The organism is Niallia sp. MER 6, assembly GCF_023714395.1.
In the GTDB taxonomy this organism is placed as follows: domain Bacteria; phylum Bacillota; class Bacilli; order Bacillales; family Cytobacillaceae; genus Niallia.
The window spans coordinates 190,244-203,028 of sequence record NZ_JAMAUK010000003.1 but is presented as its reverse complement, the minus strand read 5'-3'; the positions used below and the strand labels follow the sequence as shown (position 1 = coordinate 203,028).

13 protein-coding genes are annotated in these 12,785 nt (G+C 40.9%); 1 reads left to right on the top strand and 12 read right to left on the bottom strand.

Translation table 11 applies throughout. The features are described from left to right. Positions 1–47: 47 nt before the first annotated feature. From queA to safA, 8 genes are all read right to left on the bottom strand, one after another. On the bottom strand, positions 48–1,076 hold the full coding sequence (queA, locus tag M3600_RS05645) for a tRNA preQ1(34) S-adenosylmethionine ribosyltransferase-isomerase QueA (RefSeq protein ID WP_233313025.1): 1,029 nt from the start codon (positions 1,074–1,076) through the stop codon (positions 48–50). A gap of 77 nt (positions 1,077–1,153) precedes the next feature. Then, positions 1,154–2,152, bottom strand: a complete 999-nt coding sequence (gene ruvB / locus M3600_RS05640) for a Holliday junction branch migration DNA helicase RuvB (RefSeq protein WP_233314697.1) — start codon at positions 2,150–2,152, stop codon at positions 1,154–1,156. Between the two features lie 35 nt (positions 2,153–2,187). Further along, a complete protein-coding gene (ruvA, locus tag M3600_RS05635; RefSeq protein WP_233313024.1) occupies positions 2,188–2,796 on the bottom strand; it encodes a Holliday junction branch migration protein RuvA in 609 nt (202 codons plus the stop codon). A gap of 219 nt (positions 2,797–3,015) precedes the next feature. Then, positions 3,016–3,522 carry an intercompartmental signaling factor BofC gene (locus M3600_RS05630; protein ID WP_233313023.1) on the bottom strand — a complete coding sequence of 169 codons (507 nt, stop codon included), beginning with the start codon at positions 3,520–3,522 and terminating at the stop codon, positions 3,016–3,018. A 104-nt stretch (positions 3,523–3,626) separates the two neighbouring features. Then, positions 3,627–4,532, bottom strand: coding sequence for an NAD-dependent epimerase/dehydratase family protein (locus M3600_RS05625; RefSeq protein ID WP_251644894.1), 906 nt, complete (start codon positions 4,530–4,532; stop codon positions 3,627–3,629). Between the two features lie 244 nt (positions 4,533–4,776). Beyond that, positions 4,777–5,397, bottom strand: a complete 621-nt coding sequence (locus M3600_RS05620) for a YhcN/YlaJ family sporulation lipoprotein (RefSeq protein WP_237941749.1) — start codon at positions 5,395–5,397, stop codon at positions 4,777–4,779. A gap of 122 nt (positions 5,398–5,519) precedes the next feature. Continuing rightward, the gene (locus tag M3600_RS05615; protein ID WP_233313020.1) at positions 5,520–6,500 is read right to left on the bottom strand and encodes a phosphotransferase; all 981 of its coding nucleotides are present in this window, start codon (positions 6,498–6,500) and stop codon (positions 5,520–5,522) included. Continuing rightward, positions 6,490–8,472 carry a SafA/ExsA family spore coat assembly protein gene (gene safA, locus M3600_RS05610; protein WP_251644893.1) on the bottom strand — a complete coding sequence of 661 codons (1,983 nt, stop codon included), beginning with the start codon at positions 8,470–8,472 and terminating at the stop codon, positions 6,490–6,492. The genes M3600_RS05615 and safA overlap by 11 nt, the downstream gene beginning before the upstream one ends. 298 nt (positions 8,473–8,770) lie before the next feature. Here safA and M3600_RS05605 point away from each other — a divergent pair, with 298 nt between their 5' ends. Then, entirely contained in the window at positions 8,771–9,304 is a 534-nt protein-coding gene (locus tag M3600_RS05605) for a transcription repressor NadR (protein WP_233313018.1), read from the top strand. A gap of 36 nt (positions 9,305–9,340) precedes the next feature. Here M3600_RS05605 and pheA read toward each other — a convergent pair whose 3' ends face one another. From pheA to M3600_RS05585, 4 genes are all read right to left on the bottom strand, one after another. Then, positions 9,341–10,198 carry a prephenate dehydratase gene (pheA, locus tag M3600_RS05600; RefSeq protein ID WP_233313017.1) on the bottom strand — a complete coding sequence of 286 codons (858 nt, stop codon included), beginning with the start codon at positions 10,196–10,198 and terminating at the stop codon, positions 9,341–9,343. 96 nt (positions 10,199–10,294) lie between these two features. Beyond that, the gene (locus tag M3600_RS05595) at positions 10,295–10,750 is read right to left on the bottom strand and encodes an ACT domain-containing protein (protein ID WP_251644892.1); all 456 of its coding nucleotides are present in this window, start codon (positions 10,748–10,750) and stop codon (positions 10,295–10,297) included. Between the two features lie 93 nt (positions 10,751–10,843). Beyond that, positions 10,844–12,133, bottom strand: coding sequence for a GTPase ObgE (gene obgE / locus M3600_RS05590; RefSeq protein WP_233313016.1), 1,290 nt, complete (start codon positions 12,131–12,133; stop codon positions 10,844–10,846). A 64-nt stretch (positions 12,134–12,197) separates the two neighbouring features. After that, positions 12,198–12,740, bottom strand: coding sequence for a Spo0B C-terminal domain-containing protein (locus tag M3600_RS05585; RefSeq protein ID WP_233313015.1), 543 nt, complete (start codon positions 12,738–12,740; stop codon positions 12,198–12,200). Positions 12,741–12,785 lie beyond the last annotated feature (45 nt).

Here is a 12,785-nt window from a genome sequence, read left to right as displayed (position 1 = left end):
CTCCTTTATTTAAAAATCCACCAATAAGAATTTGCAGCTGCTGCTTTTTAGCGGATGAACATAGCATCTCCAAAGCTGAAGAAGCGGTAGTGTTCTTTAACAGCAGTCTCATATGCATGAAGAATATGTTCCCTGCCGGCAAGTGCGCTTACTAGCATGATAAGCGTCGATTTTGGCAAATGGAAATTAGTGATCATGCCGTCAATCCCTTTGAACTCATATCCTGGGTATATAAAAATGCTTGTCCAGCCGCTGCTTTCCACAAATTGACCGTCATTTGCTGTGGCAATTGTCTCTAATGTGCGTGTGGAAGTTGTGCCGACAGACAAAATACGCCCGCCACTTTCCCGCACCTTATTTAGCAGCTTAGCGGTGCCTGCAGTAATCTGATAGAACTCTGCATGCATTTCATGTTTATCAATATCTTCCACATTCACTGGACGGAATGTGCCAAGACCAACATGCAATGTGATAAATGCAATATGAACTCCTTTTTGCTTAAGCTCCTCTAGCAGCTCCTCTGTGAAATGAAGGCCGGCAGTTGGTGCAGCAGCCGATCCTCTTTCCTTAGCATATACCGTTTGATATCTGTCTTGATCGTCCAGCGTTTCTTTTATGTATGGAGGCAGCGGCATTTCGCCAAGCTCATCGAGAATTTCGTAAAAGATTCCATCATAGACAAACTCAAGAATTCTGCCACCATGTTCAAGCTCTTCTTTACAAACAGCCCTCAGCTTACCGTCGCCAAAGGAGATAACTGTCCCCTTCTTAACACGCTTTGCAGGCTTCACTAATGTTTCCCATTGCTCTCCTTCTTGCTGTTTAAGAAGAAGGACCTCAATATGCGCACCTGTATCTTCCTTTTCTCCGTGCAGTCTTGCAGGCAAGACTCTCGTGTCATTAAGAACAAGGCAATCTCCTGGGTTTATGTATTCAATAATATCCTTGAATGTACGGTGTTCTAAGCTTCCTGTTTCCTTATCTACCACCATTAGCCTGCTGCTAGTCCTATCCTTTAAAGGCACTTGTGCAATCAATTCTTCTGGCAGATGAAAATCAAATAAATCTACTTTCACTATACTTCACCTTTTCTCTTTTAAAAACTATTGTATTCAAACTGGAATCATGGCTATAATGAGCGTGCCATGATTCGTTATACTTCTTTGGTTATATTTAAATGCTCATAGGCTAAATCGGTAACGACACGGCCTCGAGGTGTCCGCTGCAGAAAACCAATCTGCAGTAAATACGGTTCATACACATCCTCAATCGTGTGCGCCTCTTCCCCGATCGTCGCTGCAATTGTCTCTAAACCGACAGGACCGCCTCTAAATTTATGAATCATACCTATTAATAATTTATGGTCAATATGGTCTAAACCTAAACGGTCGACTTGCAAAAGTTCTAAAGAATCATGGGCAAGTTTTTCCGTAATACTTCCATCACCTTTTACTTGAGCAAAGTCTCTGACCCTTCTCAGCAATCGGTTTGCAATCCTCGGTGTTCCTCTCGACCTTCGCGCGATTTCCCATGCAGCCCCGTCATGTATATCTACTTGGAGCACTTGTGCCGTACGAACGACAATACTTTTCAGCTGTTCCTCTTGATAATACTCAAGCCTGCTCAAGACGCCGAAACGGTCTCGCAGCGGCGCAGATACGGAGCCAGCTCTTGTCGTTGCACCAACTAGTGTAAACGGCGGCAGATCAAGGCGCACAGATCTTGCACTAGGCCCTTTTCCAATCACAATATCGAGGCAGTAATCTTCCATGGCTGGATAAAGTACCTCTTCGATAGCTCGGGGAAGCCGATGTATTTCATCAATAAAAAGAACATCTCCAGGCTCAAGGGCGGTGAGGATGGCGGCCAAATCACCCGGCCTTTCAATTGCCGGTCCGGCAGTCGTCCTGATATTAACGCCCATTTCATTAGCGATAATTGTTGCCAATGTTGTTTTTCCTAAGCCTGGCGGTCCATATAAAAGGACATGGTCAAGGGCTTCTTCCCTAAATTTAGCAGCTTTAATAAACACTTCCAAATTATCTTTGACTTTATCCTGACCGATATACTCTTTTAATTGAAGGGGACGCAAACTTTGTTCAAAGGAAACTTCTAATGAATCGGCTTCTCCAGATACGATGCGATCATCCAACATATTCCACTCCTCTCCTTAAAAGATATCTCCGATTACTTAAGCAGCAGCTTTAACGCCAGTTTGATATATTCGTCTGTTGTAAGCTGTTCTTTTTTCAATTGTGGTATAACTCTTTTAACCTCTCTGTCCGTGTATCCGAGCGCAGACAATGCAAGCAGTGCTTCATCAAGAAGAGACTCGCCAGCTTTTTTCTGTTCCACTTCTTCCACATTGAACAAGTCTGGAAAGAAATCCGGCATGATATCTGACAGCTTCCCTTTTAAGTCAAGAATCATTTGTCTTGCTGTCTTTTTGCCGACACCAGGAAATTTCACAAGAAATGCCTCATCCTCATTTTCAATAGCAGAAATTACTTGATCCGGCTGTCCTGAAGCCAGAATAGCAAGAGCGCCCTTTGGTCCGATACCAGAAACATTAAGCAGCTTTATAAATAATGTCTTTTCATCCTTTGACCGGAAACCATATAAGCTTATAATATCTTCTCTTACATAATGATACGTATAAACAGTGATTTTCTGGTTTGATAAGGAAGAAAAAGAGAATGGGTTCGGAGTCTTAATTTGATAACCGATTTCATTATTTTCAACCACTATGTATTCAGGTCCAATATACTCTATTTTCCCTTTAATATATTCGTACAAATCCTTTTCGCTCCCTTATTAAAGCTATAAAGACTATTTTAGCATACAATAAAGAAAAACTACCATATAAGATATTTTCGTAAAATTCCAAAAATATAGCTTTTATAAAACACAAAAAAACCACTTTTAAAAATAATGGTTTTAAAGGCTCCTAATAAGACTTTTTAGGCAATCGAAAGTTTCCCCATTCTTTCGATTAGCCTGTTTGACTATCCATTGTTAATTTGCTTGATTGTTTGTATCAAGATTTTTAAATGTCTCAAGCACTTCCACATAGCGGTTTTTATTCTTAATCGGAATCCCATTTTGCAGATTTTTTTGCTGCTTTGATTCCAGCTTCTCCAAATCTATTTGGAAGAAGGATTGAATAATATTCGACTTATTCGGCTTACCATTATAAACGCCTAAAACGCCTTCTGCTGATACTCCGAAATAGCCATTCGCTTTAAGCAATGGAGAAATATCGTCCATTTCCTGTCTAAAGACAAATTGGTGACTATCCATATTCACCAGCTGCCAATTCTCATATTTAGACCAGAAATCTTCCATCGACCATATTGTTTCCTCTACACACTCTTCACTAACTTCCCCGTCCAAATATACTCTCTGCAACATAACAGAAAACTTCTTCGGAGACTGTGCATGAGCTCCATTTCCCCACCCGGGAGATGCAGATAATAGAATGATAAGAAGAATAGAGAACAATAAAAGGAATCTGGTTTTCATTATGAACCACCTCTTTAACTTACTAGAACAAACTTAAATTCCCTATTAGTCTCACCATATTATCTAAAAACATGCGAATAAATTTCTTTACAAAATAACAAACTTTAAAAATGCTTTCTTACCTCGGTTTTCTCTAAGGTTTTTTGCAGCCCTTCCCACAGCGGGATTTTTGCTTCCCAGCCTAATAGTTCTTTTGCTTTATGAGTCGATACAGGGCAAGTGGAAACTAATGTCTCCTCTTCTCTATCATAAACCGGCTCTAACTTTCCAACCGTCTCACTTACACAAACCGCCGCTTCTTCCAAACTGTGCATAGAGTCTGCTGCAATATTTATGACCTGATTATCTCCACTAGTTAAAGCAGCTAAAATAGCATCGACAGCATCATCGATATAAAGAAAGTTTCGCAGTTCTTGTCCTGTTCCATTGATAAGGGGTGCATGTCCATCTATTGCTCTCTCGATATTTTCTGCTATATATCCGCCATTATCTATTCCATATATATCAGCGAACCTTAAAATAGAAAAGTCCAAGCCGTAAAGCTTGTGATAATGCATGACATATTTCTCTTCCACTTTTTTCGAAAGGCCTTCAAAAAGAATAGGGTCTAAAAATGAATCTTCCACAGCCACATCTGATTGATTGCCATAAACAGAGATCGTACTAGGAAAAATCACCTTTTTCACTTTAGCTTCCGCACAAGCTTCGAGTACATGCATCGTTGTGTGAATATTCTCTTCCGACTGGTCGAAGGAGTCTTTTATTTTATTTGATGTGATAGGTTCACTTTTGAAATGTAGTGCAACTTCTACCTTTTCCTTTTGTAAAATAGGTGTTAAAAGCTCCTTATCAAGCGCTGTATGATAATAAGTAATATTACTGTGGAACGGAGATGTGAACTTCCATTCACAGTTATCGGCAATTACTACATCTATCCCCTTTTTTATAAGCTTCATGATCACTTCAAATGCCATGCTATTGCTGGCTCCCCCAGTCACAAGTACCTTCACGATTTGTCCCTCCACCTTACGTTCTTCAATTGTTCTCTATAACGAATGTTTCTTTCATTATAAAGCAAACATTTCATTATGGAAAGGAAAATCTTTGTATTTTTTCATTATATCGAACAATTATAAGATTCAATTGCCTCTTTTGGCTGTAAAATGTTATTAATTAAGAACATTTATTAATAAATCTCACTTTCACAAAAAAAGCTGACTTTAAAAGAAACTTCTTTTAAAATCAGCTTTTTATTTATAAATTGCTTGTTGGATCTGCTTTTTTAATAATATTACGTTTATTCCTGTCTATCGTTTTTTCAGGAAGACGTTTGCGAATTCCTTTATTAATACTATCTATATTAAGAAAAATCCCTTTATCTGTTACAATGGATGTTTCTTTTCCCTTTATATAACTGCCTATATTTTTTCTGACATCTGCTTTAGTAGTAGTGATTGTTTTTCTGTTATTTACTTCTAATGCCACTAACACATTATCATTATAAACAACAGTTCGAACATCTTTTACATTTTTTACTTTTAAGGCAGCATTGTTAATCTTGTCTGCAAGTTCTGTATTGTAGCTTTCCTCGTTATTGCCAAGCGATGTTTGATCATTTATATTGCTCGCATTAGCACGGTTTTGCTGCCCTTCTAATCCAAAGGTGTGGTCCATTGCCTCTGTCAAAGGTCCGTCATTATCTTGATTGCCTAACACCCTTGCATTCCCTGTACTCTCCTGTTCATGTCTTTCGTTTGAGTAATAGCCTAGGGGTATATCATTTTCACTATTATTTAAATCCTGGTCCGTATTGGCGCACCCTGTCAACAGCATGAGAGACAGCGTAAATGGAGCTGCCGCTTTCATCCACTTCATCCTTCGCATACTCCCTTTCACAATTCATTTTGAGCAAATAAAGCTCAAAATTATTTTCTGCGAATCAGGAACCTTTCATGCTGTTAAGTATAGGCATTTTCGTTTAATCAAGATAGGGAAAGCTATTGAAAGCGGTCTGCTAACTTCATCATTTTTTGCACAAATTTTCTTCTTTTGGAGAATTGCTGCTCTGTAAGCTCTACTACATGGTTTCTGGCCAGCTCATTATTAAGCTTGTTTTGTCTAATAATCCTGTTCCATTCCCGCAGTACATCTGTAGGAAAAGCAAGCCCAATTAAAAAGGATCTTTCATTTAAAAATGGCTGAAGCAAGCTTATTTTTTGAAGCTGATGATGTGACCACCCAATTAGCGGCAAAATCCGATTGGCATATTGTAAATAATCCATGCTTTTAGGTCCAATACTAATAAGGTCAAAGTCAATTAAATACAGCTCTCCATTAAGGCCGCGGTGAAAGTTATGATGTGCAACATCTCCATGCAAAATCACTTTTTTTTGGTTTTTAATATTGTCTCTTTCTCTTTCCAAATGATATAGAGACCAATCTATCCAACCATTTAATTCTTGGAGAATATCTCCTTTTAAAAATTGGGCGGCAACAGGCAAGTTTAGCTTAAACTGGTTACCTCTTTCTGACCACTTTTCAAAAATATCAAAGTCAGGCAAAATATATCGATAAGTATCGACTAGCCTTTCTGTGCAATTATAATAATGGCCCATTAACGATAAAGCCTCGTTTCTGCTGTCTTTATCCATATAGGAGAAAGGCTTAAGGCTTCCAGGTATGTATTCAATGCAGCCATATATTCGGTTATCAATAATAATAGGATCTTGTTCAAAAGAGAAGAAGCGATAGGTTGCATGAAATCCTTCATAGTGAAGAGAGTTTGTGAATGCCTCTTGGATTTTTAATTTTTTATAGCTTGGGAACTCTTTAAGGATTAGCCAAGCATAATCTGTCACTACCAAATATACTTGTTTGCGGATGCGTTTCAAATCCTTTACTGGATAAGGCAGCTTATTTTGTAATAAAGCGAGGAGACGATAGACTGAATCATCGTCTCCTCTACTATTAATTTTCATAATCGCTGCTTTCGTCTAAATAACGAGGCATGCCAAATGGAGTTACCTCATTAATTCCATACGGATGAACTAATGGGGGCTGACCATTTCCTTGAAATGGAGGTGCAAAGATTGGCGCATTGCCGCCTGGTCCAAATATAGGAGATCCCATTACATCACGAGCTCCTGCAGTTCCGCTTGGCATTCCTTGCATCCCAGGCATTCCAGTGCCCATCTCACCCATAGTGTTTTGCATTGGCACGTTTCCTAGCGCACCTTGGGGGTATGGTGGTTCTTGCATAAAGCCACCAGGCATTGTACCTCCAAATGGATAACCTGGACCTCCTGTCATTGGTAAGCCGCCCATTTCTGGGTTGAAGCCTTGCTGCATTCCTCCGAATTGGTCTCCACCCGGCATTCCCGAAAATGGCGGCTGGCCTCCCATCATTCCTGGGTTAAAGCCTTGCTGCCCTCCTGGCATTCCTCCGAATTGGTCTCCGCCCGGCATTCCCGAAAATGGCGGCTGGCCTCCCATCATTCCTGGGTTGAAGCCTTGCTGCGTTCCTGGCATTCCTCCGAATTGGTCTCCGCCCGGCATTCCCGAAAATGGCGGCTGGCCTCCCATCATTCCTGGGTTAAAGCCTTGCTGCGTTCCTGGCATTCCTCCGAATTGGTCTCCGCCCGGCATTCCTCCAAATGGCGGCTGGCCTCCCATCATTCCTGGGTTAAAGCCTTGCTGCGTTCCTGGCATTCCTCCGAATTGGTCTCCGCCCGGCATTCCTCCAAATGGCGGCTGGCCTCCCATCATTCCTGAGTTAAAGCCTTGCTGCATTCCTGGCATTTCAGCGAATTGATCTCCTCCCGGCATTCCTCCAAATGGTGGCTGGCCTCCCATCATTCCTGGATCGAAGCCTTGTTGCGTTCCTGGCATTCCTCCGAATGCCATTTCGCCACCCATTCCCATTCCTGGATTAAAGCCTTGCTGCATTCCTGCTGTACCAGGAGCGAATTGGTCACTGCCATAAACTTGACCTGGGTATGGCACAGCAGGCCCGCCACAGCCGCAATCCTCCTGATATGGAAGCTGAACCGGTGCTTGGTATGATGCTGGAGCAACATTTGCATAATCAGAAGACGATTCATGCATATCATAAGAAGAGTGCATGTGATTATGGTGCATTGGCTGAAGTCCATGTTGAAACGGCTGCTGGACTGGCATCTCTTTATGACCAGCTACTGGATTTGTGCCAATATTTGCATGTTGAAACGGTTGTGCTGCTGGTGTGAATGGCGACGCATAAGAAGATGAAGATTCTTCCCATTTATGTTTGATTCCCTGCATCGGCATCGCCCCTGGCATGCTAGCATGTTGGACAGGATAATAATCCATCGGAACTCCTTCTGGAATGCATACACCTGGCGGGAAGCCTGAACCTGGCATCATTGGCGATATTTCATAACAATATGGCTGATATGGAATAATCGGCGGACAGACCTCTGCCTTTGGTTCTTCCTTTACAGGTACAATATTTACAGGCTTTGGCGGGACAGGTTTTTCTTCAATATCCACTTCTACATCAATATTTGTCATATTCATGGAATAATAATTGTGAATATCAATTTCTGGAATAATTGGTGTAGGCATTTTTGGAGTATACGGCTTTTCCTTCGGTTTTTCTTTTTTCGGCATTTCTTTTTTAGGCTGTTCTTTTATGATTGGCTGTTCTTTTATGATTGGCTGCTCTTTCACTATCGGTTGTTCCTTTATGATTGGCTGTTCCTTTATGATTGGCTGCTCCTTCTTCATACCTGCTATTGGCGCTTCTTTTTTTATACTGCCGCCAGCAGTCGGAACTTTAACTTTCATACCGGGCATAATCATATCTGGATTACTTAGCTGGGAATTTAACATTTTCAACTCTTCAAAGTTAACGCCATACTTCTTGGCGATTTCCCAAAGAGTATCCCCCTTTTGTACGATATGGATCTTCACTATAGATTCCCTCCTATGCATATGTCCATATAGTCTATGTTGTCGCGGAAAAAGTGTTATTGTTCTTCAGAAAAATTTATGCGCTTTTCTCAGTAATTATGTGCTGTCTTTAGAAATGTTCTTTGACAGTATATTGCCGCATTATCAGTGTTTATAAGGAAAAATTGATATTGATGGCGGTCACAGCAAATAGTTTGGTAAAATAGGACAAGATACCTGAAAATATCATTTAAAATGCCTTAAAACGATATATAGCAAGCTTATATCCATTTAAGAAAGATTATGAAGGAGGAATTACATGGAAAAAATGCTTGGAGAGGAAAGAAGAAGCTTTATACTATCCTTGCTTAAAGAAAATAACCGTCCTTTTACAGGCAGCGAGCTGTCACGGCTGACAAGTGTCAGCAGACAGATTATTGTCGGAGATATTACCTTGCTGAAGGCAAAAAATGAACCGATTATCGCCACTAGTCAAGGATATTTGTATTTGCAGCAATCTAAACCAGAGCTGCATGAAAAAATCATTGCCTGCAACCACCCTCCCGAAAAAACAGAGGAAGAGTTAAATATCATAGTGGATTTTGGAGTAACAGTAAAAGATGTTAAAATCGAACATCCTGTTTACGGTGATTTAACTGCCTCCATCCTTGTGTCAAACCGGAAGGAAGTACAGCAATTTATGAAAAAGATTAAAAGCACAAATGCTGTCTATCTATCACAGCTGACGTCCGGCATTCATTTACACACATTAACAGCTCCTTCTAAAGAGGCGCTTATTGATGCCGAAACTGCATTGCGAAATGCCGGGTTCTTAATTGGACTAGAAGACTAATTTATTTAAAAAGGGAGCCCAACAATTTTGGGCTCCTTAACTTTTTGCTCCTGCATAAAACGGGTATGATCCGAGCAGCTTTACATCACAGCCAATCGCTTCTAGTTCGGACATTGCACCAGGGATGAGGACATCATCAAGCTCCCGATCAATGTCAATAATAAAGAAGTAATTGCCAAGACCAGTCTTAGTAGGTCTTGATTCAATCTTAACTAAGTTCAGCTTGCGCCATGCGAATGCAGACAAGACTTGATGCAGAGCACCAGACTCATCGGCAGGAAGGGAGACCATTAAGCTAGTTTTATAGCCAAGATGAATGCAGTCAACCGGTTGAAAGGCAGTATCCTTTTTGGAAATAATGATAAAGCGTGTATGGTTATTATCAAAATCATGGATATTCCGTTTGACTATTTCAAGTCCATATTCAGCTGCAGTCAATTCATTGCCGATTGATGCAGCAGCGAGGTTGGGATTTTCCTTTATGTATTGAGCTGCGGCTGCTGTTGATGTTGTATTTTCACATCTGATTCCATTCCATTCAGCATGCAAAAACCGGTGACATTGGGCAATCGCATGGGAGTGACTGAATACAACCTCTGCATCTTTCCAACGGTCTTTAAAGTTTGGATGCACCATTAAATGCTGTTTAATTGGAACAGTAATTTCTCCTTTAATCGGAATGTCCACCTCATGAATTAAATAATCCAGCGTGATATTAACAGAGCCTTCTAATGTGTTCTCAACAGGCACAAGAGCAGCCTCTACTTCGCCTTTCATTACAGCATCCATACAATTCGGGATTGTCATATACGGAAGCTTCTCTGCATTTGGAAACATTTTATTTACTGCTATATTCGTAAATGTTGCTTTCGGTCCTAGATACCCTACTTTCAATTTCCTTCTCCTCCAACTTAAAAGCACTATTTATGTATAATTCTGAATTCTCATTGTATAAATGCATCTTTTTTCAAAAAAGAAAAAGGGAGCAGATTATGCTCCTGAGCTTAAAACTTCCACTTTCTCGACAAACTCAAGCATTCGCAGTCTTTCGAGTAATGTATCAATGGATATTTCCATTTCAGCTGTATTTAAGGAAAGGGTCACATTTGCCCGTCCCTGCAGCGGTATTGTCTGATGGATTGTCAATACATTGCATCCTCCTGATGCAACAACATTCAACAGTTTAGAAAGCGTACCTGAACGATCCTCAATATAAAAGAATAACGTAATCAGACGTTCCTTCACGACTGTATGAAAGGGGAAAATTGTATCTCTGTACTTATAAAAGGCACTTCTGCTTAAATCGACTTTTTGAACTGCATCAAAAACAGATTCTGCCTTGCCCCGTTCCAGCAATTCCTTTGCTTCCAATGTTTTCTTCATCGCCTCTGAAAGAACATCCTCACGGACAAGAAAAAAACGCTGGTCCAACTTATTCTGTTTCATTCGCTCAACCTCTCTTAAGCTAAAGGGAAACCTCCATGGGAAGATTCCCATGGAGTCAGCAAATTTAGTTTATTACATAACTTAAAGGAAAAATTAATCAATGAACTCGAATTCATAATCCATTAATTTAACGATGTCTCCATCCTTAGCACCGCGCTGTCTTAGCTCTTCATCCACACCCATACCTCTCAACTGGCGAGCAAATCTGTTCACAGATTCATCTCTAGAGAAGTCAGTCATCTTGAACAGCTTTTCAATTCCTTCCCCAGTAAGGACAAAGCTTCCGTCAGAGTCTCTAGAAATAAAGAACTGACGCTCATCTGCTTCATGCTTATACAATACGCGGTGAACTCCAGCCTCTTCCTCGACTTCCTCAAGCGGAAATTCTGGTGTGTGCTCTAACTTATCAGCTACTGCAAACAGCAAATCACGTAAACCTGTTCTCGTCAAGGCAGATACTGGGAAGATTGGATAATCCTCTTCGAGTTTTTCCTTGAAGACCTTCAAGTTCTCTTCTGCATCCGGCATGTCCATTTTATTAGCTACAATAATTTGCGGTCTTTCTAAAAGACGCATATTGTATTCCTGGAGCTCCTTATTGATCGTAATATAATCTTCGAAAGGATCTCTGCCTTCAATTGCCGCCATGTCGACAACATGGACAATAACTCTTGTGCGCTCAATATGGCGCAAGAACTGGTGACCTAGGCCGACACCAGAGTGTGCACCTTCAATCAGTCCTGGCAAATCAGCCATAACAAAGCTTCTGCTATCTTCTGTTTCTACCATCCCTAAATTTGGGACGATTGTCGTGAAATGATAATCAGCGATTTTCGGCTTTGCTGCAGACACAACAGAAAGCAATGTTGATTTTCCGACACTTGGAAAGCCAACAAGCCCTACGTCTGCCAATACTTTAAGCTCTAATGTAACTTCACGCTCTTGTCCCGGCTCGCCGTTTTCAGAAAGCTCTGGAGCTGGATTTGACGGGCTTGCAAAGCGTGAGTTACCTCGTCCGCCGCGTCCGCCGCGGGCAATTACAGCCTGCTGGCCGTGCTTCGTCAAATCAGCAATTGTTTCTCCTGTTTCCGCATCAGCAACGACTGTGCCCGGTGGAACCTTAACAATCATATCCTTAGAGTTTTTGCCGTGCTGGTTTTTGCTCATTCCATGCTCTCCGCGGGGTGCCTTAAAGTGGCGCTTATAACGGAAATCCATCAATGTACGCAAGCCTTCTTCCACTTCAAAAATTACATCTGCGCCGTTACCGCCGTCTCCGCCAGCTGGTCCGCCTTTAGGAACATATTTCTCTCTGCGAAAGGCAACCATTCCATTTCCGCCGTCTCCGCCTTTCACGTATATCTTGACCTGATCAACAAACATTTTACAACTTCCTCCTAGTTAGGCAGTATGCCTATGAATCGAAATACAAGTAATGTAGGGAATTTTATGGATGCTGCTTTATTAGCAGCTCTATCGTTAATTCCTCATCTGAAATTTCACTGTTTTGCACGTAAAAACCATCTTGCAGCTCTTCCTGTAAAAAATGGATAAGCTGCTGTTTCTCTTCTATTATTCCGCTAAAATCAAAAAACAATCGGGTTTCCGCCAATTGGGGCTCAATTGACACAGAAAGGTGATTATCGTGATATTTTTTAATGCTGCCATCCAAAATGGAAAAAAATCGGCTTGTCCAGCCAGTCAATGCCAAGTCTTCTATGTATCGACACTTTTCATCATTCAGCACTTCGTATTCCAGACGGAATGAATAGTTTTCCCAATTGGAAGTCAGTATTTTTGTCGCAAAAGCAGGGATATCCAAATTGGACAATTTTGCTTCCTGCTGCGCTTCCAAAATAATATCATCAATAATCTCTTCCACGCGGTCTTTTTTGTTTAATGCCATATTTCCTTTAATCAATTGGATTTTATTCAGCCAATCATGGCGTACATGTCTCAAAAATTCGATTCTTTCCCAGTCTTTGTTCATTATCGTACTCCTACACGGTTATTTAGTGTCAGAAGACTTTCTCGT